This window comes from Niabella sp. (assembly GCF_030150205.1).
Classification (GTDB): Bacteria; Bacteroidota; Bacteroidia; order Chitinophagales; family Chitinophagaceae; genus Niabella.
The window spans coordinates 37979-59900 of record NZ_JASLGT010000012.1 but is presented as its reverse complement, the minus strand read 5'-3'; the positions used below and the strand labels follow the sequence as shown (position 1 = coordinate 59900).

The window sequence follows — 21922 nt, the reverse complement described above, 5'->3', positions numbered from 1 at the left end:
ATCTTTGCTCCCCTTTTTTATAACCGGTATAAAACAGATGGTACCGGAAAAACCAATCAAATGAAACAGTCGCGCAATGCTGCTATCGGTTTTATCTTTATAACGATGACCATTGATGTGATCGGCTTTGGGTTGATCATACCGGTAATGCCGAAGCTGATTGCGGAACTAAAGCATATCAGCATCAGCGAGGCCAGTGTATACGGCGGCGACCTGCTGGCGCTTTATGCCATTATGCAGCTGTTGTTTTCTCCTTTTATGGGTAACCTGAGCGACCGGTACGGAAGAAGACCGGTGCTCCTGCTGTCGTTACTGGGTTTTTGTGTAGACTACCTGATCCTGGCTTTTGCCCACACTTACTCCCTGTTGGTGGTAGGACGTATTTTATCGGGCATCACCGGGGCCAGTTTTACAACAGCCACCGCTTATATAGCAGATATCAGTACCAATGAAAACCGGGCAAAAAATTTTGGATTGATCGGAGCTGCCTTTGGATTGGGTTTTGTTATTGGTCCGGCATTGGGCGGACTGCTGTCCGTATGGGGGTTAAGGGCGCCATTCTTTGCAGCCGCCGGATTGTGTTTGCTCAACTTCCTTTATGGCTATTTTGTACTGCCGGAGTCTTTAAAACCGGAAAACCGGCGGTCCTTTGACTGGCGAAAGGCAAACCCCATCGGATCGCTGCGCCTGTTCTTTAAATATCCGGGTATCCTGGGACTGGTACTTTGCTTTTTCTTCGTATTTCTTGGAAGCCATGCCGTTCAAAGCAACTGGAGTTACTTTACCATGGACCAATTTAAATGGTCCGAGAAAGAAGTAGGTATTTCGCTGGCCATCGTAGGGGTATTGGTGGGCCTGGTCCAGGGAGGTCTGATGCGATATACCAGCCCCCGGCTGGGTAATGAAAAAAGTACCTATACCGGTTTATTTTTCTATGCGTTTGGTATGATCCTGTTTGCCTTTGCCACCAAAAGCTGGATGATGTATGCCTTCCTGGTACCCTATTGTATGGGCGGTATTGCAGGACCGGCCTTGCAGGCAATCATCACCAATGAAGTACCGGCCAATGAACAGGGCGCCTTGCAGGGTGGCCTCAATTGTGTAATGAGCCTCACCGCGATCATTGGCCCGCCAATGATGACCCGCACTTTCTTTTATTTCAGCCATGATCAGGCCCCGTTTTATTTTCCGGGAGCACCTTTTGTACTGGGAGCAGCATTGATGCTGATCAGCGCTGTAATTGCCTATTATGTGCTCCATATTAAAAAGAAACCTGCAAAGGTCCTATAAGGAGGGAATACAAAATTCAAAGCAAAGGCCGGCCCCGTTATCGGCTACCTGCAATTTCTCATTGTAATGCCGCTCCAGCCGCCGGGCCATATTCACCAGTCCTACACCTTTTGAGTGAAAAAGCTGTTCAACTGTTCCCGAAAAAGGACGGCCCGTATTGCTTACGGCAATATGCACTTTTGTGCCTTGTTGCCGGCAGGTAACCGAAACCGCTCCCCCGTCTATCGCAGGCTCTATCCCGTGTTTCACCGCATTTTCTACCAATGGCTGCAACAGCATGGGCGGTATCCGCACCCGGGCAATGCTGCCGTCTGCATCAACAGAAAACCGGAGCCGCTTTCCAAACCGCGCCTGTTCCAAAGCAAGATACGTGCGCATAAAACTGAGCTCATCCGAAAGCGGCACCAACTCTTCGCGGGTAGACAGCAGTGCATAGCGGAAGGTATCTGCCAAACGGGCAATCAGCATCCGTGCCTGCTCCTGTTCGGGCGGTAATGAAGCGCTGATACTGTTAAGCGTATTGAACAAAAAATGCGGCTGTATCTGCGCCTTCAGCGCATTGATCTCTCCCTGATACGCCAGCTCCCGCAACTCTTTTTCTCTTATCAGCTGCGTTTCCCGCTCACGGAAAAAATGATAGATGTGCAGAATGCCAAACACCTGGAAATACCAGAGCAGGTTGGGCCCCAGGTTCTGGATGATTTGTTTGGTAGTCATCAGTGGCAAACCAATCAGGGGGTTATACCATTGATACAGGAGCACCCAAATTGCGTAATAAGGAAATAACCCTGTTGCAATATGCAGCAGGAACCGCTTCCTGGGGGACCAGTGGTGGAGTTTACGGAAATGGATCCACCAAACTGGCCAACTGGCAATCGCCATAAAAGCACAGTCAATGCCTAAGACCTTCAGGTAGTGCAGGGAGCCTCCCTTTTCTATCAGCCTGGGGCTGCCGTACAGCAAAGTCATAATAACAAGGGTGGCTATAAACACCAGGAGCTCCTTACGGGTAGCGTTGTTGGATGATTTTTGTTGCTGCTGCATTAAGGGGTGATTAATTCCTGCAAGTTTACGATAAATTACAATCCGTACTGGTGCAGATCTACCAACCGCCCGTACAGCGGATGAAACCCGCAACTTCGCGGATTTTGAGGTTGTTTGTCGAAAAGAACAGCCGCATTAAAGAATTCGGATTATCTTGGCCCTTATTTACCCTTTCTAGTAAACAACGGTTATGTCGAAAAGATCGGTACTGGTTGTGGATGATGAAGAACACGGAAGAGTGCTGGTAAAGCAATACCTGAAGGGCCACGATCACTTTTTTATTGCAGGCGAATGCCATAATGGTATTGAAGCCATCAAATACATTAATATGATGGAGCCGGATCTTGTATTTCTCGATATACAGATGCCGGGCGCTGATGGCTTTGAAGTACTGCAGCGCATTGAGCATGTTCCCCGGATCATTTTTACCACCGCATTTGACCAGTATGCCATTAAAGCTTTTGAGATCAATGCCGTCGATTACCTGCTGAAACCCTACACCCGGGAGCGCTTTGACAATGCAATGACCCGCCTGCACGCAACACCCCGGCAGCTTTCCAACCTCGTGACAGAGGTTACCGCCGCAAGAGGCAGCTATCCAGAACGTATTATGGTAGAACATAAAAAAAGATACCAGAATATATCCGTGGCGGATATCATGTATATGAAGGCCAACCGCGATTATACCGAAGTGCATACAAAATCCGGCTCCTATTTAAGCACCCTGGGCATTAGCATGATTGAAGGCAAATTTGATCCCGCAAAATTTATCCGCATACACCGGTCGGTTATTGTAAACATGGACCACGTAAAGGAGCTCTACCGCGATACGGGAAAGACCCTGCTGGTAATAGATAACGGGCTTGAGCTCAATGTGGGCAGGAACTACCTGGGTAATATTAAAAATCACATCATTTAATGGTATAAACCGCCGTCATTTCATGCTGCCGGCTGCCATTGCTAAACCGGTGCAGCAACACCAGTTTTTTTGCTTCAGAAACGGCCACCTCATATACCTTTGGTCCTGCGTTTTCTTCATTTACTGTTAGCCTTTTTTGTGCTGCCTCATAAGCCCAGTTTCCTGTTTCCTTTTGTGCTGCCTCATCATCACAACGGGCGGCACCGTAAAACCGCAGCACCCGGCGATTGCTCCGGAAAAGCAAGCCATCATCCCGCTCACAAAGATCCAGTTTTCCGGCAATATCGGTTTCCGGCTCGCCGTCAAGATCCCAATCCATTGCCGGGTGCACTGTTAGCGAAACCAGCTGCCAGTTCTTTTCTGTAAACGGTGCCTCCTCTTCCGGAGCATTACGTGCCTGCAGCTTGCAGGAAACAAAGGTTAACAGGCCTATTACAAAAGCCCACCCGGTTGTTCTGTTCATAGTTGTTAATAACGAAATCGTACAAGAATTTAAATTTCCCGCCAAAACTAAGTACCCTTCCGGTATTCATACGGCGCCTTCTACCAGCAACGTAATAAAAAGATAAATGGCCGTTTTTATCGACAAAGACCATTTACAGATTAGTGATTACTGCATTCAAAAAGAGCCATGAGCGGCGTTGCTTCCCTTGTTGTTATGACATCACTATATGGCCATATATATCCCACACAATAAGAATTCCGGCCGTTTGCCAAACGCCACTCATACAGCTCCGGCAGCAGCCTCACATCGGTTCGTCTCCTTATCCCGTTGTTCATCCGCAGCATATGAATCTGGCAGAATACCCAACGGCGGCGGCCCGCCGTCGTTTATCTTGCGCAGGCTTTTGTAAAAGGTATTATTGAAATCCAAAATCAACCATCACAATGAAAAAACAATCACTTATTGCTGTCCTGTGTCTGATTACACTTTTTCTAACCAGCTGCTCAAAAAAAGACGGACCTTCCAAAGACGATGATCCAGGCCAACCATCCCCCGCAGATGAAATACGGACACCTGTTCCTTTTCAACAACTGCCGCCATCTTCCCGGGAATTTACGGTTGCCGGTACCCGCACTTATGTGGATGTAATGGGAAAGCAACGCAGCAAACTGCCGGCCTTCCGGAATCTCGCCGTTAAACAAAATACGATGCGCGGATATGTAAAAGATGTGTATGGCCGTCCTGTAAAAGGAGCCGATATCGGCATCCGCTCTTCCATCATCGGCGGCACTTACAGTTCCGCTTCCGGTCAAACAGATGCCAATGGTTATTATGAGATCCTGCTGCCCGTAGGCACGGTTGCCGTTTGGGGTGCCAAATACCTGATGGATTATGAATCCGGAAAAGCCCCCGTATCATTGTTTCCGGCAGACAGCAGCCTGGGCAGTTTCCGTTCTGTGGACGGCGCAATAAAAAATTTCGTACTGCTGCCCTACGGACAGGGCCAGCCGGAACAGATCGTCAAAGGCCCTTACTGGCCCAGCAGCTATATGGGCGGTTCCATACACCTGTCGTATAGCCTGCGTACCGAATCGCTGCCGCTGCCCGGAAGTTTCCCGGTTGGTTCGGTGATCCTTATAAAACTTACGCCGCTGGATCTGCTGTATGCCGATGAAAAGATCAGCTTTACTATCCGGAAAGTGGTAGAGAGCAATGAGCTTTATATCAACAATATTCCGGTAGGGCGTTATAAACTGGAGCTGAAGCTGGAGAATGGACCGGATATCCGCATGACGGAAAGCATCAACCTCAAACCCGATTTTGGGATGCAGCCCAAGCAGGCTTTGGGCAGCACGCAAATTACCTTTATACCCGGAGATCCGGAAGTGATGGTATGGTATGGCAACTGGTGGATCGTACCCATCAATATTGAGCTCCCATAGCATTTCAGTTGCCCGGTTATTCTTTTTTTAAGCCCGGCCGCAGCACTGCTATGATGCACTGTTTAAGCCTGTTCCGCTACAGCTCTTCAACCTCTGGTGCACGGCCAGTTTCTTCGCGCAGCGTTTCCCAAAAGGAACGCTGCGCATCAATAATCACAAAGACGCCGATAAAAAAGCAGACAGGGCTTCTACATTTTTCTTTTCGCTGCCGATAAAAATCTTATGATCAATGATCACCACCGGGCGTTTTAAAAAAGTATCATGTTCCAGGATATAATCGCGGTAATCATTCTCAGTGAGTTTTTTATCCTTTAATCCCAGTTCCTTATACAACAGTGCCCGGCGGCTGAACAGGGCTTCATAACTTCCTGCGAGGTCCTTCATAGCACTTAATTGCTCAGGTGTTATTTTTTCCGTACGAATGTCCTGCAGCTGAAACCCGTTCTTCACATTGATTCCGGCCTCTTCCATTATTTTCTTACAGGTATCGCAGGTTGCGAGATAATATATTTTTTTCATGTATCAATAGATCGCCCCTGACGGGCTGTTTTGAAGAATCGAAAATATCCGGTCAAAAATAACGATTGCAACAATAAAGAGCGGGCATTGCCGCGAATCTTCGGCGCCATATTTTAAACTACATTTCCATTTATATTGCTCTCCGCTTATACCCCCCGGGTTTAAAATGTCTATGGATCAACGGAGGCCCTGGTAAGTACAGGATCAAAAAAGGAGACGGATTATCTGCGGCAGGTCCCATTTTTCAAAAACCAGGAGCGGCCTTACAGGAGCACTCTTGAACGGTCTGAACGACAAAATGTTATATACTGAGGCCCACTCTTTTCAACCAATACGGTCAAATATTGTTAATTTTGTAAATTAATAGCAGCATATCATGATAAAAACAGGCAACCCCGTGATCAGTATTTATACAGAAATGACTCCGAACCCGGAAACAATGAAGTTTGTGGCCAACAAGTTATTGTACCCTGGTAAAAGCATTGATTTTCCGGATGCAGAAGCAGCCAAGCCTTCGCCGCTTGCAACCGAATTGTTTGGTTTTCCTTTTATAAAAGCTGTTTTTATAGCCAGCAACTTCGTTACGCTTACCAAAACCGCCGATGCGGAATGGCAGGATGTAACGCCTTCGATCCGCCAGTTTTTAAAAGATTACCTGGAAGAAGGCAAGGTGGTGATTAACGAGGATGAAGTGGTTACCGTTAAAAAAGAAAGCAGCAATGAAGTTTCCGCAGACGATGATGATGTGGTAAAACGCATTAAAGAGCTGTTAGAGAACTATGTAAAGCCGGCCGTTGAAATGGACGGCGGAGCCATCCAGTTTCGCAGTTATAATGATGGTGTGGTAAACCTGATGATGCAGGGAAGCTGCAGCGGCTGTCCGTCTTCGATGATTACGCTGAAAGCCGGCATTGAAGGAATGATGAAACGCATGATCCCGGAAGTAAAGGAAGTAGTAGCAGAAGCAGAATAATCCATCAGAATTAATACATTTGTTGGCGTCACCGTACTGGTGGCGCTTTTTTAATGCGTTCAGCCATCCTCATATTCCTGGCCCTTGCTGTTTTGGCAGGCAGCTGCGGTTACATGAACAATCCTTTACGCCGGGAAACACACCGGCTCCAAAGGGGAAAAATCGTTGATACCAGTTCCTTTATTTACGACCTTCCCTATCCCAAAGGTGTTAGTCATACCCTGGTACAGGGCTACTTTACACAGTTTACACATAAACGCCGGGCAGCCCTCGATTTTAAAATGCCCATAGGTTCTGTTGTTTGTGCCGCAAGGGAGGGGGTGGTTGTCCGGCTGAAGGAAGACGGAAACCAGGGTGGCATTAAAAAATCGAACCGGGTGCATGCCAATTATGTGGTCATTCAGCATGCGGACAGCTCGCGGGCCGGATACTGGCACCTGCAAAAAAACGGGGTATTGGTAAATGTGGGCGACACGGTTAAAAAGGGACAGCCCATCGCACGCAGTGGTAATACCGGTTATACCTATTTTCCGCATCTTCATTTTATTGTATGGACCTTTGACCGCAACGGACGGTTTAAACAAATGCCCACCCGGTTCCGCATCAAAAAGGGGACGCGATATCTGCGCGCCATCCGCAATTACCGCAATCCTCCGGATTAACCGGCCCCAGCCATTTTCGTTTTCATTATTTCCTGATCTCTTACTCAAAAAAACATGCTGAAAAAAATTGTGATCATTGGTCCCGAAAGTACCGGAAAAAGCAACCTATGTGCCGCCCTGGCCCGGCATTACGAAACCAGCTGGTGCCCGGAATATGCCCGGGATTTTCTGATGGAAAACGGGAAAACCTATACCTATGATGATCTGCTGGTTATTGCAAAAGGCCAACTGGCACTGGAAGATCAATACAGTCAACAGCTCCGGAACACCGGGACTTCACCGTTGTTTATTGACACCGATATGTATGTAATGAAAGTGTGGTGCGAATTCGTTTTTAATAAATGCCACACTTTTATCCTGGATGCCATCGCCGAACGGCGCTATGATCTGTACCTGCTTTGTAACACAGACCTGCCCTGGGTACAGGACGAACTAAGAGAGTACCCTGATCCCGAAACCCGGGAAGAGCTATTCCAGATCTATAAATCCCTGCTGATTGATCAGGAAACACCGTGGGTAGAAATTAAAGGCCTGGGAACCAACCGGATCGAAGCCGCAATAAATGCGGTAGATGGATTCATGAATTCCTGATCCCGTAACACTGTATTAACAGAAACCCCTTAGTTTTGGCGCAAAATTTATCATTCAAAACCGAAAAACATGAAGAAAGTCGTATTATCACTCGCTATCCTTACAACACTGGGCACCACTTCTTTTGCACAATTCAAACTAAACTCAAAAACCATTGGCGCTGCAGAAAAAGGCGTAAAAGCAGCCACTTTCAGCGATGCTGATGCCGCCAAACTGGCCAGTCAGGCTGTAGAATGGATGGATGCCAACAACCCGGTTGCCAGGCCGGAGGATCCATATGCCGTTCGTTTGAACAAAATCTTTGCAAAACATAAAAGCGAAGACGGCCTCAACCTGAACTATAAGGTTTATATGGTGAAGGATATCAATGCCTTTGCCTGTGCCGATGGCAGCATCCGGGTATTTGCAGCCCTGATGGATCTGATGACTGATGAAGAGATCCTTTCGGTGATCGGACATGAGATCGGGCACGTAAAAAATAAGGATACCAGGGATGCCATTCGTGCAGCTTATAAAAGAGCGGCTATTACCGATGCAGCGGCCTCCCAGTCCGGAGCAGTAGCGCAACTCAGCGAAAGCCAGCTGGGCCAGTTTGCCAATGCCGTTCTTGAGTCAAAATACAGCCGTAAGCAGGAATCTGAAGCAGACGCCTACGGCTACGATTTTCTAAAAAGAAATGGCTATAATGTAATGGCCATGGCCAGCGCATTTAATAAACTGGCAGACCTGAGCAGCGGAGCTAAGGCCAGCAATACCGAAAAGATGCTGAGCAGCCACCCGGATAGTAAGGATCGCGCTGCCAAAGTGGAAGAAAAAGCCAAACAGGACGGGCTTTATAAGAAATAATTCAGAACGCTTTTAATAGCTGCAGCGATCCTTCGGGATCGCTTTTTTTTGTGCCGGTGCCGGGATGGTCCGGAAACAGCAAAAACAGCAAGCACCGTTTTGCTTCACCTTTTTTTTTGCCGGTCCGGGCTTAAAAATCGGGGCATTCATCGAATAATTTTAAAACAGAGTTTTGGGCATGCTACTTTTACCACGGTTTAGAGGGCTTAAGAGTGGGCTACCGGATCTTTCCAGATCATCGTACCCCCTCTTATTTTTTTTTTACACCCTCCCGTTTTCAGTGTTATGTCACTGAAACATTGAAGATTCAGCATTAGCAGCTCCGCAAAATTATTACTGACGAAAACAGCAAAACAGTTTTATCCAATTCAGAGGGGAACGTCATGCGCCGCCGAAGGAATGCCAGGCATCGGCCTCAAAAAAAATCCCGCCGTGTACCGGCAGGATCCTGAATCATATGTTATTGGATAATCTATTCTTCTATTTTTTCATCTTCCAGCCGGGAAACCACCTCAGGTGATACTTTGCGCAGCGGATTGGCGTGTTGTTCTCCATACTCCGCACGCTGACTGATGATATCAGCACAGGTATAAACCGCCTGCAGGAATGAACCGGCATCTGCCCGCCCCTTGCCGGCAATATCAAACGCCACACCATGGTCCGGTGAGGTACGCACCACTTCCAGTCCGGCCGTATAATTCACCCCTTCTCCCTGCGCCAGCGATTTAAAGGGTATCAATCCCTGATCATGGTACATGGCCAGTACGGCATCAAATTTTTCATATTGTCCCCGGGCAAAAAAGGCGTCTGCGCTATACGGGCCAAAGGCAAGGATATTTTTGTTCCGCGCCTGTTTAATGGCCGGAGCAATAATGGTTTGTTCCTCGTTCCCGACCAGGCCTTCATCCCCTGCGTGCGGGTTCAGCCCAAGCACGGCAATACGGGGTTTGCCAATACCAAAATCCCGCTGCAGGCTACTGTTGATAATCGCAAGTTTGCTCAGGATTGCCTCAGCTGTAATATGCTGCGCCACCTCGCTGATGGGAACATGTTCGGTTACCAGCGCTACCCGCATATTTTCGGCACACATCATCATCACCACATCCCTGGCATTGAAACTGGCTTTGAGATAAGGCGTGTGCCCGGTATAGGAAAACTGCTCCGATTGTACATTGGTTTTATGAATGGGTGCTGTTACCAACCCGTCGATCTTTTTTTCCTTCAACGCCCCGATGGCTGTTTCCAGAGAAGTAACGGCATAGCGGCCGCCGGTTTCATTGAGTGTTCCGGGGGTAATATTCACTTCCTCTTCCCAGCAATTAAAAATGGTTACCTGTTTGGGGTTGATCTTATCATATTCCCGGGTATGAAAAAAGCTGAAATTACTTTCCGATACCGTTTTCCTGTAAAAATTTACCGCTTTGTTATTGGCAAAAATAACAGGGGTACAGATATCCAGGAGGCGCGCATCAGAGAACGTCTTCACAATCAATTCAATACCAATACCATTCAGATCACCGGAAGTGATCCCGATCACCGGTTTTTGTTTATGCGTCATAGTATGATTGTCGATAATTAAACCGTGAAAATACGATAAAAACAGTTATGCAGGACTTGAAGTCCCGTATCACCATCTGCTTCCAATTCCGCATAGCGCAAAAAAGCCGGTACAAAATAATTTGTCCGGCTTTTGATTTAAGGTTATTGCATTGATTACTTGCTAAGGAACATGCTCCGGTCTTTATATAACTGTCTGAAATAAGGATCTTTCAGATTTTTGATAAAGCGGATGGCTTCCCCGGTACTCTTCATCTCGGGCCCCAGTTCTTTGTTTACACCCGGGAATTTATTAAAGCTGAAAACCGGCTCTTTGATCGCATAGCCGTCCAGTTTCTTCTCAAATGTAAAATCGGTGAGCTTGTTGGCTCCGATCATTACCTTGGTGGCAATATTCAGGTAAGGGATCTGGTAAGCCTTGGCAATAAATGGCGTGGTACGGGATGCACGTGGGTTGGCCTCAATCACATACACAGTGCCATCTTTAATGGCAAACTGGATATTGATTAATCCCCGGATGTCCAGTGCCCGTGCTATTTTTTCCGCGTAATGCTCCATGGTGGTTACCTCCATCGGGGAAAGGTTAAAGGCCGGTAATACGGCGTTGCTGTCTCCACTGTGGATGCCCGCCGGCTCAATATGCTCCATTACTCCCATTACGTGGAAGTTCTCGCCGTCATAGATCGCGTCTACTTCTGCCTCCTGGCAACGATCGAGGAAATGATCGATCAGGATCTTATTGCCGGGAATATGCTTCAGCAGGCTGATCACCGCTCTTTCTACTTCATCATCATTGAGCACGATCCGCATCCGTTGTCCGCCCAACACATAGGAAGGACGTACCAGTACCGGATAGCCCACGCGGTTGGCGATCTGTACGGCTTCATCAACCGTCCAGGCCGAACCATATTCAGGATAAGGGATCTTTAATTCTTTCAGCATATCGCTAAACCGGCCGCGGTCTTCTGCAATATCCATATTATCAAAGCTGGTACCCATGATTTCTACGCCCATTTCTTTGATCTTTTCTGCCAGCTTCAGGGCAGTTTGTCCGCCCAGCTGCACGATCACCCCTGCGGGTTTTTCGTATTCGATCAGTTCGCGCACATGCTCCCAGTATACCGGCTCAAAGTACAGCTTGTCCGCCATATCAAAGTCGGTACTCACCGTTTCGGGGTTGCAGTTCATCATGATGGCCTCATAACCGGCTTCTTTAATCGCCAGCAGTCCGTGCACACAGCAATAATCGAACTCAATGCCCTGACCGATACGGTTAGGACCGCTGCCCAATACGATGATCTTTTTCCGGTCAGAAACTTTTGACTCGTTGTGCACCAGGTCCCCGGCACTCAGGTCCGACTTGGCAGGCGCATCAAAAGTGGAATAGAAATATGGTGTTTTTGCCTCAAATTCGGCACTGCAGGTATCTACCATTTTATAAACCCGGTTGATACCCAGCTCTTTCCTGCGGGCATACACGGCTTCTTCGGTATTTCCATGCCCCATGATTTCGGCAATCTGGGCATCGCTGAATCCGTTTACCTTGGCATCCCGCAGCAGGTCTGCCGGCAAGGTATCCAGGTTATACTCGGCAATTTTCTTTTCCAGTATGCAAAGTTTCTGAATTTCAGAAAGGAACCAGCGATCGATACCATTGGTGGCTTTTGAAATGGTTCCTACAGAAACACCTGCCATCAGGGCATCTTTTATACGGAAAATACGATCCCATTTCGGCGTTTTGATATATTCCAGTAATTCTTCTGCGCGCATCAGGCTTTTACCATAGTATCCCAGGCCGATGGCGTTATTCTCCAGGCTCTGGCAGGCTTTCTGTACCGCTTCGTTAAAGCTGCGGCCGATGGCCATTACCTCACCCACACTCTTCATCTGCAGGCCCAGTGTATCATTGGCTCCTTTAAATTTATCAAAATTCCAGCGGGGAATTTTTACAATTACATAGTCGAGCGCCGGTTCAAAATAGGCCGAAGTGGTTTTGGTGATCTGGTTTTCCAGCTCATCCAGGTTATAACCAATGGCCAGTTTTGCGGCAATTTTTGCGATCGGATAACCGGTTGCTTTTGAAGCAAGCGCTGAAGAACGGCTCACGCGGGGGTTGATCTCAATCGCGATGATCTCTTCGGTTTCGGGGTTCATGGCAAACTGTACGTTACAGCCGCCGGCAAAGTTGCCCAGGTCGCGCATCATCCGGATAGCGGTATTCCGCATCAGCTGCATCCCGGTATCGCTCAAGGTCATGGAAGGCGCTACCGTAATGGAATCACCGGTGTGCACCCCCATGGGGTCGAAGTTTTCTACCGTACAAATGATGCATACGTTGTCCGCAGCATCTCTTAACAATTCCAGCTCAAACTCTTTCCAGCCCAGCACGGCTTTTTCTACCAGTACCTCGTGAATGGGCGAAGCTTGTAAACCGCGGTTCAGCGCTTCATCCAGCTCATCTTTATCGTGTACAAAACCGCCACCGGTACCCCCCAGGGTAAAAGAGGGGCGGATCACCAGGGGAAAACCGATCTCCTGGGCGAATTCTTTTCCTTCCAGGAAGGAGTTGGCTGTTTTTGCTGTAGCCACCTGAATTCCCAGCTCAATCATCCACTGACGGAACAATTCCCGGTCTTCTGCCTTATCTATCGCCTTGATATCCACACCAATAAGTCGCACATTGTATTCTTTCCACAGCCCCAGTTCTTCTGCTTCTTTACAAAGGTTCAATGCTGTCTGACCTCCCATTGTGGGCAATACCGCGTCAATTTCATTCTCCTGCAGAATCTGTTCAATACTTTCGGTGGTCAGCGGTAAAAGGTATACACGGTCTGCCATCATCGGATCGGTCATGATCGTGGCCGGGTTGCTGTTGACCAGGATCACTTTGATCCCTTCTTCCCGCAAACTGCGGGCGGCCTGGGTGCCGGAGTAGTCAAATTCACAAGCCTGACCGATCACAATGGGACCGGAACCAATAATTAATACCGTTTTTATGGAAGTATCTTTGGGCATCTTTTATGCTTTCTTTTAAAAAAAATAAATTGCGCAAAAGTAGGCCTAAAACAGGAAAAAGAGGGCTTTAATATTGAAGAATTTCCAGGTAATTTTCATTTTCAAAAAACGAACGGTAGTAAAATGTCGTATGGCCAATGCTTCCCGGTACTAGTTTTCCCGGCTGATCGCCAGCTGTACTGCCCCGGCGGCATTGGCGATCCTGCCGGAGCTACACAGCTCAGATAGCAATATTTTCTCGTCTTTTGTACCCGGTTTAACAACCGGCTCCTCCAATAGGGTTCCGGATTTTTTTATTATATCTACCACTTCGGTAGCCTTCAGTTTTGGAAAATACGATCGTAAAAGGGCTGCAATACCGGCCACAACCGGGCTTGCGAGACTGGTACCACTGGCCATTTGTGTACCATCACCGGCAATGGCGCAGTGAATCTGGAGCCCCGGTGCAAACAGATCTACCTTTTTCTTACCATAATTGCTAAACCCCGCCACCAGGGCACCTAAACTGGCATCCCCGCTGGCCCCCACCTGGAGCATGTTTGGCAAAAACCGGTGATCAATGGTATATGAACTGGGATAATGATCATCTACATCAATATCTTCAGCATCATTGCCGGCGGCGTGTACCAGCACCACATCTTTTGAAAGCGCATATTCAATGGCCTCGTCTACCCAGCGCTTATCGGCCGATATGTATTTGCCAAAGCTCATATTGATTACCCGGGCGCCATGATCTACTGCATACCGGATGGAAAGCGCCACATCTTTGTCAAATTCATCCTTGCCCAGGATCCCCCGGATCATCATGATCTTTACATTATCCGCAATGCCATCAATGCCAATACCATTGTTGCGCACGGCCCCAATCACGCTGCTGACACCGGTCCCGTGATACCCGCTGAAACCCGTAAGATTATGATTCCCATATCTGGTCTTTGTAATATCATAATCATCATCCTGCAGCAGTTTCCCCCGCACGTCCTCCGGAGTGGTGGTTAATTTCAGCAGGTTGTCTTCCTGCTCTTTTTTGTAATCGCCGAATTCTTTTATAAAGCCGGCATTACTGGTTTGTCCGTCTCTCAGAATATTTTTCCAGATCCCGATCAGGTCCCTGTTGGCATCGGTAACCAAAACGCTGTCCAGGTCCTTCAGGGTGAACACTTCTTTATTCAGCGCTTTTTTCAGCATTGTATTCGACCGTTCGGCCAGCGCCCAATCTCCACGCAGGTTATCGATGATCTTTGATGCACTGTTGTACGAATCAACCAGCTTTTGATGGGCCCGTTTCCATTCCCGGTAGTGCCACTGCTGGTTCGTTGCAATGGCTGCACTATCCTTTCCTTCAAACTGTGCTTTAAACCGGTGGTAAGTACGCCAATCGTCGCTGATGCTTATTGAAAGGTTTTCACCGTTTGGCGCGCCCAGGTAATTCCATCCGTAATAATCATCTACCAGTCCGTTGCCATCATCATCTGTATGATTATTGGGAATTTCTTTGGGATTGTGCCACAGCACGGGTTTCAGGTCTGGCTGCAGGGTATCAATGCCGCTGTCGATTACCGCCACAATCACCGGGGTACTTTTGCGTCCTTTTAAAAGTGTATAGGCCTGGTTGAGACTGATGCCCCGGTACCCATCCTGCTGATAATCCAGGTAATGCCAGTCTTTTATTTCAGGCTTTACGGTTTGTGTATGCCCCAGGCTTATGCAAAACAGCAACACAGCGGTTACCGCCATCCGTTTTTTCATGTCTCTTATAAATAAAGTCCATGAAAATAATCCTTATTATTGATTTATTGCTGATTTAAAAATTTCATAAACTCCGTTTGTTCACCCAAAAAAGTAAAGGAATCCCTTAACTGATGGTAGTTCTGTTTATCCAACACCTGGGGAAAAACCAGTTTTGCCATTTTCAGTTTATTGCTTCCAAAACTAAAACTGGAGATCCACTGCCGCACCTGGGCCGTGGTAAAGGAATTGTATTTGGTACCCGCCCTGAGAATCGCTTCTTTATCGTTGTCAAATACCTTACTACCGATAGCCGCCGCCAGGGCATTGGCATCTGCGTCTTTCATTTTCGGAAGCCGCGGATAAGCCGGTTGTTCCGGGTACGATACCGGTGGTACAACAGTGCCTCCCGGTTTTGTCTTTAATGTTTCCGTGGTTTTATCCAGCTGCATTTGTTCTCGTACCCGGATGATTGCCTTTTGACCGGATTTCAGATCCACCGTGGTTTCGCGCATAGAAGCTTCGGGGAAAAACGGATCCCATATCTTCAGATAATATATACCGGCAGGCAGGTTGGCAATGGAAATATTCGATCCGCTTTCTTCAAAGTAACAGTTTGTATTTTCCAAAATGACCTGGAAGGTATGATTCCGGTCGTTTTTTACCTGGATCGTCGATTGAGCCCCTGCAAAACAGGGAAGGCAGAGCAACAGGAAGTGGTACAACTTTTTCATAACATTTCGCTTTACGGATAGAAGCATCTTTTTATAAAAGCGTTCGCTTCCGGTTGTTAAGAATGTTACAAATAGGAGGTTCTGGTTGTAGCTAAGTCAATAATAATGCCGCAGATGCGCAGATTTTAGGATTTAAACATGGAAAAGCTTCAAAAATGGATTGCCCCCTTAATATGGACAACCCGTGAAAAATGGTTGCAGCACACTTTGGTGTCCTGCAAAGCAGCATCAGCAGATCAGCGGCGATAAAGGCTTGCCGATGTGATAGCCACTGATCAGTAGCCGATCAATAAAAGGGTTGTTTGCTGCTATTTTTTTGCTTCTGTAAATATAACCACGCGATGATCTGCCGGCTTTATTGTTTTGAGGTACGCAAAAATGGCTTTCAGATCACGCTCCGTCATACCCGCATACATACTCCAGGGCATGATCGTGTTGAACTCCTTTTTTCCTACAGGGTGCAGCGCTCCGGGCAGATTGTATGATTTAAACCGGCTAACGAACATACTATCTGTCCAGGCGCCAATGCCGGTTTTAACATCGGGTGTAATATTAGGTGTGTGCAAAACACCGGCCGGCATCACAAATTCCCGTCCTCCATTGAATGCTTTTTCCAGTATGATCTGTCCTTTCTCAATAGGTGTATGACATTCCACGCAGGCGGCAATCGTCACCAGGTATTCACCCCGCTTCACCACATCGGACGTATCAGGCCGCGGCATCGGCACCGCCTTTTTCGGGATGGTATTGATGATAAAGTTCAGCGGGAAGTCGATCTTCCGGGCCGGCGGATCACTTTTTATGGATGTCAGGGTGCGCAGGTAGGCAATGATGCTTAACACATCCTCCGGATCCATTTTCCCATAATTCAAATAGGGCATCACCGGGAACAATGCTTCCCCCTCCCGGTTCACACCGGTTGTAATGGTCCGGTAAATCTCACCATCGGTCCAACCGGAAAGATGATACGGTGTAATATTTTTAGAATAAAAGGTACCTGGAAAGCCCATTTCAGGACCGAAATATTCACCGCCTATACCGGTTGACCCTTCTACCACCGGACCCGAAAACCGCGTCCAGTCTCTTGTTGAATGACAATCCATACAAACGGCCACATGATTGGCCAGGTAGCGGCCTCTTTCGACCCGGTCCGGTAATGACTTCGCCTGCACATCCGGAGCTTTTCCTACCGCAGGCAATAAAACTTTAAGATATCCCAATGCAGCTACAATCAGTATGATAACAGCAAGGATCAAAAATTTCAGGAAACGTTTCATAAAGCAGTGGATTTACGTACCTATAAATGTAATCCCTTTCCTCCGGGAAAGGGCCTTTATCGCTAAAATTTGGGATATAGGGTACACCAATTCTGCCTGTTTCCCTATTTTTGAATGGATGGCAAAGCATTTTTTCTTATCCCTGTTCTTGTTAGCCGGTTGTTTTTCGCATGCTCAACTTTATAAAAAACCGGTTTACCCGCAAAATTATTTCCGCTGGCCCACCCTGCTGACGCCCGATATTGTTGCCAATATGGGTGAATTGCGTCCCAATCACTGGCATATGGGGCTGGATGTGCGCACCAATCAAAAAGTAAACCAGCAGGTGGTAGCAGCGGCAGATGGCTATATTGCGTTTGTAGGTATTGAACCCTTAAGCTGGGGTCGCTGGATCATCATCAATCACCCCAACGGACTCTCTACACTGTATGGTCATCTGAATGATTTCCGGCCCGATCTGGAAGCATATGTAACCAACCATCAGTACCAGCAGGAATCCTGGGAAACCCACCTGGATATTCCGCCGGGAAAATTCCCGGTAAAAAAAGGAGATTTTATTTCCTATAGCGGTACTACCGGTGGTTCCCAGGGGCCTCATGTACATTGGGAGGTGATCGATACCAAATCCGGAAGGCGTTTGAACCCGGATCTGTTTGGCACGCCGTTTAATGATATTTACCCCCCAACCCTGGTGAAGCTGGTGATGTACGACCGGAGCAACAGCAGCTACGACCAGTACCCAGCCGGGTTTTCGCTGCACCGGGCAGGAACCAATTACACCGTTTCGGGAGGCACTATTCAAACCGCGCTCAACAACCTGAGCTTTGCCATTCAGGCCTACGATACCTGGAACAGTGCCGGCAACCGCGATGGCATTTACAGTGCCCGGCTTTTTTTTGACGAGCAGGAGATCTCCAGCTTTTATATCGACAGCATCGGCTATAACAACACCCGGTATATGAATTGCCAGGTTGATTATAAGATGAAGGCCAGTGGCGGACCCTGGGTGCAGCATGTATCCAAACTCCCGGGCGACCGCGGAGGCGTTTATTATGATCTGGGCTGGAATAACAATACGATCCGGTTGAAAGACACCAGTGACCATGATATACAACTGCTGGTAAGCGATACCCGCGGCAATACGGCAACCCTTTCATTTAAACTAAAAAACAACGGAACTGCACCTCCTGCTGTTAAGTCCTATGAATGGTTACCCAACCGGTTGAACCGCATTTTTAAACCTGACTTTGAGGCCTACCTGCCGATGTTTGTTTTGTATGATAAAATGAACGCCGGTTACGCACGGTTTCCCTCTGGAGGCGGCAGCAGCATTTCTGCAAGGCATAAACTGGGCGAAAATGATATTCCGGTGCACAGCGATTTTGAAGTACGCATTAAACCGGAAAAACCGGTTACGCAAGAGAACCGCGATCGCATTGTGATCAAAAGAACCGGCAGCAGCAATACGGTAAAAAAAGCCAGCTGGAACGGGGAATGGGTGAGTGCATTATTTCGTGATTTCGGGACCTTTGAAGCTTTTGTAGACAATACGCCCCCCTCCATCAATGCATTGGGCAGTGGTGAAATTGTTGATCTCAGCCGCAGTTCCCGGATCGCCTTTACCCCTACCGACAATTCCGGTATTGCCGGTTTCCGTGCGGAGATAGATGGCCGCTGGATACGGTTTACCAATGATAAGGGCAAAACGTATCTCTATTATTTTGATGAAAAAGTACCTCCGGGAGAACATACCCTTACCGTAACTGTTACAGATATAGCAGGCAACAAAACCGAACGCAGCTGGAAGTTTAGAAGAGGAGCCGGTACTGTTGCGGATGAACCGGTACGCGAACGGTCGAAAACCACCACAAAAAAAACGGCTTCCGGCAAACATACCGTTTCAAAAAAGACCAATCCCTCCCGGTCAAAAACAGGAGGAAAGACGTCTTCTGGGAAGACCGTAAAAAAGACCCCCAGCAAGAAGAAAAAATAAGGAGCAAAAACTGTTTAAATTTATATGGCAACGCATTTAAAAGAGGGTGACAAAGCCCCCGCATTTACCGGTACCGATCAGGATGGTAAAAAGATTTCGCTGAAAGATTTTAAAGGGCAAAAAGTAGTCCTGTATTTTTATCCTGAGGATGACACACCTACCTGCACTATACAGGCCTGCAACCTGCGCGACAATTACGCCCTTTTGAAAAAAGAAGGTTTACAAATCATTGGCATTAGTCCCGATGATGAGGCAAAGCACAAGAAATTCGAAAAGAAATTTTCGCTTCCCTTTCCGCTGCTGGCCGACCCGCGGCATGTCATTATTGAAAAATATGGAGTATGGGGCGAAAAACAAATGTTCGGCAATAAGTATATGGGCTTACACCGCACTACTTTTGTGATCGATGAAAAAGGGATCATCCAGAAAATCTTCCTCAAGCCCAAAAGCGCCAGTCATGCGGAAGAAATTATCAGCAAGCTGAAAAAATAAAACGCACCAACCGGCTCACCGGCGGTTTACGATGTTAATTTGGTTCCTTCGTAAATATCAGGAATTGCAATGCGGGCATCAACTGCTTTAATGATCAGGGTATCGCCGGAAGTTTTATACTCTTCCAGCTCCCAATGCCCGGAGTTATTGAGCCGGAACACTTCGATGCTGATGCTTTCTGAATCGACCAGGATATACTCTTTCAATGCCGGGATATCGCGGTATAGTTTGAATTTGCTGCCCCGGTCATAATCTCTTGTAGAACGCGAAAGGATCTCGATCAGCACAGTAGGAGCAACAGCGGTTTCGGCATCTTCGGGGGAAGAAACAATATCTCCGCAGATAATGGAAATATCGGGGTAAGTGAATAGTGTATTTTCCGGGATATGAATCCGCATATCACTTCCAAAGGGCGTACACGGTTTCCCCCGAAGCTGCAAGTACAATTGCCCCATCATGTTTGAGAAAATAACATTGTGCTTTCTTCCGGCGCCGGCCATGGCAAAAATTCCGCCGCGGTAGTACTCATGTTTTTCCGGGGAAGCGTTCTCCATTTCCAGGTATTCCGGAATGGTGTAATATGCTTTCTGGTAAGCGGGTGCAGGCTCATTCAAAATATGATCTTCCATATTTGCAAGTTACAACTTTTTACAGCGGGTTTTCTGTCGTATTTTTGAGTCACCGATCATGCATTTTTTTCGCATTAAAGAAAATTCATTCCTTGCCCGGCTGGCCGCCGGAAAATTAAAATCAAAAAATGTGGCCATGGTCCTTGGCCACACCATTCATTTGTATGGGGTTAGCCAGGCTGCATTCCTGGCGGATGAACGTTGGGTGCGGCACGAGCTGAAACACATTGAACAATACCAACGATACGGAGTACTCAGATTTTTATTCAAATACCTGGTTCAGTCCATAAAATATGGGTATTATAACTGCCCGCTTGAAAAAGAAGCCCGGGCTGCTGAAAAGGATGCCGCTATCCTGGCCCGGTTTGAATTGAAGAAGAATGGCAATGCGCAGGTGTGATGATTACTACCGGAAACGCGGCCATATTTCCTTACACTATCTGCCAGCCTAACTCGCCAAAATCATACATGGGCTTGGGAGCGCCTTCCAGCAACAGCTGGCCCTCCGCGCTTACGGCTTTCACCACTGCGGAAAATATGCCGCCCTGCTCATCCCGGAATGTTACCTGTTCGTTTCGCTTGTATAAAAAACGGTTATATTGCTCCAGCACGGTGGCGAAACTGGCTTCAAAACCGGCATCCAGCGCTTTAAACCGCTTAAAAATACGCTCCGCCAATTCGTTTGCCAGCGTCAGGCAGTCAAAGCTTTTCCCGGTTACCTGTTTAAGGGAAACGGCCTGCTTCAGTTCCTCCGGAAAATGATCCTGGTTGATATTGATCCCGATACCAGCCACCGCCCATTTCCATTTCTGTCCGGTAATGATGTTTTCAATCAGCATTCCAACTGCCTTTCTGTCTTGAAAATAAATATCATTCGGCCATTTAATAAACCAGTTGCCGGGTGCCAGATCCGCCAAAAATGCCCGGGTTTCCACCGCAATCATCGCACTCAATGCAAATAAATGGTCCAGTTCCAGGCTTTTAGGCGCTATAATAAGGCTCAGGTGGATGTTTTGCCCCGATGCGGTCACCCATTTTTTACCTCGTTGCCCCTTACCGGCCAGTTGCTCGTGCGCAAAAATCCCCATGCCATGGTATGCCAAACCTTCACGTATCCGGCTAAGGGCATAGTTATTGGTACTGTCTACCTGCGGCAATTCAATGACAACAGGAAATTGGGAAGCATCTGCCTTTTTTTGCGTCAATATTTGCTATTTTTGAACAAAGTAAAATAAGTTTAAGGATTCAGTTCCTGTAAAGGGGTCGATTCCCGTTAAAAAAATATAAATTCTTCTATTTGGAACCATTAGCATCGCTAACAAAACGTAAAATTTCAGGTACAGCCAGGCTTACAAGAAATTCTAAAATTTTCAAGACGATCATTTCTGCCATCCAGGAAAAAAAGGGGGAACGTATTGTTTCATTGGATCTGAGGCAGATAACAGAAGCCGTATCTGATTTTTTTATCATATGCGAGGCTACCAGCGGCCCCCAGATCAAATCGATCGCCGATAACATTGAATACCGGGTTAAAGAGGCAACCGGAGAAAATGTTTACCAGCGGGAAGGAGGACAAAAACTGCAATGGGTTTTAATGGACTATGTGAATGTTGTCGTTCATATCATGCTGCCGGAACAACGCAAATTCTACAACCTGGAAGAAATGTGGAGTGACAGCAATGCAAAAGAGCACAATGAGTCTTGATTGAGGAAAAATAATAATACCTCTTTAAACATTTCAATAAAATTTGCCTTATAGTATCATA

General features: G+C 47.3%; 21 protein-coding genes. 11 read left to right on the top strand and 10 right to left on the bottom strand.

Translation table 11 applies throughout. The annotated features are described in order from the left end of the window. The first annotated feature begins 60 nt into the window (after positions 1-60). Positions 61-1290 carry a TCR/Tet family MFS transporter gene (locus tag Q1V85_RS11990; RefSeq protein WP_300600213.1) on the top strand — a complete coding sequence of 410 codons (1230 nt, stop codon included), beginning with the start codon at positions 61-63 and terminating at the stop codon, positions 1288-1290. Here Q1V85_RS11990 and Q1V85_RS11985 read toward each other — a convergent pair. Further along, entirely contained in the window at positions 1285-2334 is a 1050-nt protein-coding gene (locus tag Q1V85_RS11985) for a histidine kinase (protein ID WP_300600212.1), read from the bottom strand. The genes Q1V85_RS11990 and Q1V85_RS11985 overlap by 6 nt on opposite strands. A 190-nt stretch (positions 2335-2524) precedes the next feature. On the opposite strand from Q1V85_RS11985, the gene Q1V85_RS11980 reads away from it, so the two are divergent. Continuing rightward, on the top strand, positions 2525-3253 hold the full coding sequence (locus Q1V85_RS11980) for a LytTR family DNA-binding domain-containing protein (RefSeq protein WP_300600210.1): 729 nt from the start codon (positions 2525-2527) through the stop codon (positions 3251-3253). On the opposite strand, the gene Q1V85_RS11975 is transcribed toward Q1V85_RS11980, so the two are convergent. Then, positions 3246-3716: a hypothetical protein gene (locus Q1V85_RS11975; protein ID WP_300600209.1), complete on the bottom strand. Its 471-nt coding sequence runs from the start codon at positions 3714-3716 to the stop codon at positions 3246-3248. The genes Q1V85_RS11980 and Q1V85_RS11975 overlap by 8 nt on opposite strands. A 425-nt stretch (positions 3717-4141) precedes the next feature. On the opposite strand from Q1V85_RS11975, the gene Q1V85_RS11970 reads away from it, so the two are divergent. Then, positions 4142-5140 carry an Ig-like domain-containing protein gene (locus Q1V85_RS11970; RefSeq protein WP_300600207.1) on the top strand — a complete coding sequence of 333 codons (999 nt, stop codon included), beginning with the start codon at positions 4142-4144 and terminating at the stop codon, positions 5138-5140. Positions 5141-5293: 153 nt separating this feature from the next. Here Q1V85_RS11970 and Q1V85_RS11965 read toward each other — a convergent pair whose 3' ends face one another. Continuing rightward, the gene (locus Q1V85_RS11965) at positions 5294-5659 is read right to left on the bottom strand and encodes an ArsC/Spx/MgsR family protein (protein WP_300600205.1); all 366 of its coding nucleotides are present in this window, start codon (positions 5657-5659) and stop codon (positions 5294-5296) included. Between the two features lie 376 nt (positions 5660-6035). Between Q1V85_RS11965 and Q1V85_RS11960 the strand changes: the two genes are divergently transcribed. The 4 genes from Q1V85_RS11960 to Q1V85_RS11945 all read left to right on the top strand — a co-directional run bounded on the left by Q1V85_RS11960 (position 6036) and on the right by Q1V85_RS11945 (position 8731). After that, complete coding sequence (locus Q1V85_RS11960) at positions 6036-6632, top strand: NifU family protein (protein ID WP_235555314.1); 597 nt, start codon at positions 6036-6038, stop codon at positions 6630-6632. Between the two features lie 113 nt (positions 6633-6745). After that, a complete protein-coding gene (locus Q1V85_RS11955) occupies positions 6746-7294 on the top strand; it encodes a M23 family metallopeptidase (protein WP_300600201.1) in 549 nt (182 codons plus the stop codon). Positions 7295-7348: 54 nt separating this feature from the next. Continuing rightward, on the top strand, positions 7349-7885 hold the full coding sequence (locus Q1V85_RS11950) for an ATP-binding protein (RefSeq protein WP_300600199.1): 537 nt from the start codon (positions 7349-7351) through the stop codon (positions 7883-7885). Positions 7886-7954: 69 nt separating this feature from the next. Next, entirely contained in the window at positions 7955-8731 is a 777-nt protein-coding gene (locus Q1V85_RS11945; RefSeq protein ID WP_300600198.1) for a M48 family metallopeptidase, read from the top strand. A gap of 472 nt (positions 8732-9203) precedes the next feature. Here the strand turns inward: Q1V85_RS11945 and pdxA are convergent, their stop codons facing one another. The 5 genes from pdxA to Q1V85_RS11920 all read right to left on the bottom strand — a co-directional run bounded on the left by pdxA (position 9204) and on the right by Q1V85_RS11920 (position 17042). Continuing rightward, the gene (gene pdxA, locus Q1V85_RS11940) at positions 9204-10289 is read right to left on the bottom strand and encodes a 4-hydroxythreonine-4-phosphate dehydrogenase PdxA (protein ID WP_300600196.1); all 1086 of its coding nucleotides are present in this window, start codon (positions 10287-10289) and stop codon (positions 9204-9206) included. Between the two features lie 155 nt (positions 10290-10444). Continuing rightward, a complete protein-coding gene (carB, locus tag Q1V85_RS11935; protein WP_300600194.1) occupies positions 10445-13303 on the bottom strand; it encodes a carbamoyl-phosphate synthase large subunit in 2859 nt (952 codons plus the stop codon). A gap of 150 nt (positions 13304-13453) precedes the next feature. Next, positions 13454-15052, bottom strand: a complete 1599-nt coding sequence (locus Q1V85_RS11930; RefSeq protein ID WP_300600192.1) for a S8 family serine peptidase — start codon at positions 15050-15052, stop codon at positions 13454-13456. A 44-nt stretch (positions 15053-15096) separates the two neighbouring features. After that, complete coding sequence (locus Q1V85_RS11925) at positions 15097-15765, bottom strand: DUF4476 domain-containing protein (protein ID WP_300600191.1); 669 nt, start codon at positions 15763-15765, stop codon at positions 15097-15099. Positions 15766-16073: 308 nt separating this feature from the next. Beyond that, complete coding sequence (locus tag Q1V85_RS11920; RefSeq protein WP_300600188.1) at positions 16074-17042, bottom strand: c-type cytochrome; 969 nt, start codon at positions 17040-17042, stop codon at positions 16074-16076. Positions 17043-17160: 118 nt separating this feature from the next. Between Q1V85_RS11920 and Q1V85_RS11915 the strand changes: the two genes are divergently transcribed. Together Q1V85_RS11915 and bcp are read left to right on the top strand one after the other, a co-directional pair. Then, positions 17161-19035 carry a peptidoglycan DD-metalloendopeptidase family protein gene (locus Q1V85_RS11915; protein ID WP_300600187.1) on the top strand — a complete coding sequence of 625 codons (1875 nt, stop codon included), beginning with the start codon at positions 17161-17163 and terminating at the stop codon, positions 19033-19035. A gap of 24 nt (positions 19036-19059) precedes the next feature. After that, entirely contained in the window at positions 19060-19527 is a 468-nt protein-coding gene (gene bcp / locus Q1V85_RS11910) for a thioredoxin-dependent thiol peroxidase (RefSeq protein ID WP_300600184.1), read from the top strand. A gap of 26 nt (positions 19528-19553) precedes the next feature. Here the strand turns inward: bcp and Q1V85_RS11905 are convergent, their stop codons facing one another. Then, positions 19554-20156, bottom strand: a complete 603-nt coding sequence (locus Q1V85_RS11905; RefSeq protein ID WP_300600182.1) for a Uma2 family endonuclease — start codon at positions 20154-20156, stop codon at positions 19554-19556. Positions 20157-20214: 58 nt separating this feature from the next. Here Q1V85_RS11905 and Q1V85_RS11900 point away from each other — a divergent pair, with 58 nt between their 5' ends. Further along, positions 20215-20556, top strand: coding sequence for a DUF4157 domain-containing protein (locus tag Q1V85_RS11900; RefSeq protein ID WP_300600179.1), 342 nt, complete (start codon positions 20215-20217; stop codon positions 20554-20556). A gap of 31 nt (positions 20557-20587) precedes the next feature. Here the strand turns inward: Q1V85_RS11900 and Q1V85_RS11895 are convergent, their stop codons facing one another. Then, a complete protein-coding gene (locus tag Q1V85_RS11895) occupies positions 20588-21361 on the bottom strand; it encodes a biotin--[acetyl-CoA-carboxylase] ligase (protein WP_300600176.1) in 774 nt (257 codons plus the stop codon). A gap of 92 nt (positions 21362-21453) precedes the next feature. Here Q1V85_RS11895 and rsfS point away from each other — a divergent pair, with 92 nt between their 5' ends. Continuing rightward, positions 21454-21861 (top strand): ribosome silencing factor, encoded by a 408-nt coding sequence (rsfS, locus tag Q1V85_RS11890; protein WP_300600174.1) that lies wholly within the window; start codon positions 21454-21456, stop codon positions 21859-21861. Positions 21862-21922: the final 61 nt, after the last annotated feature.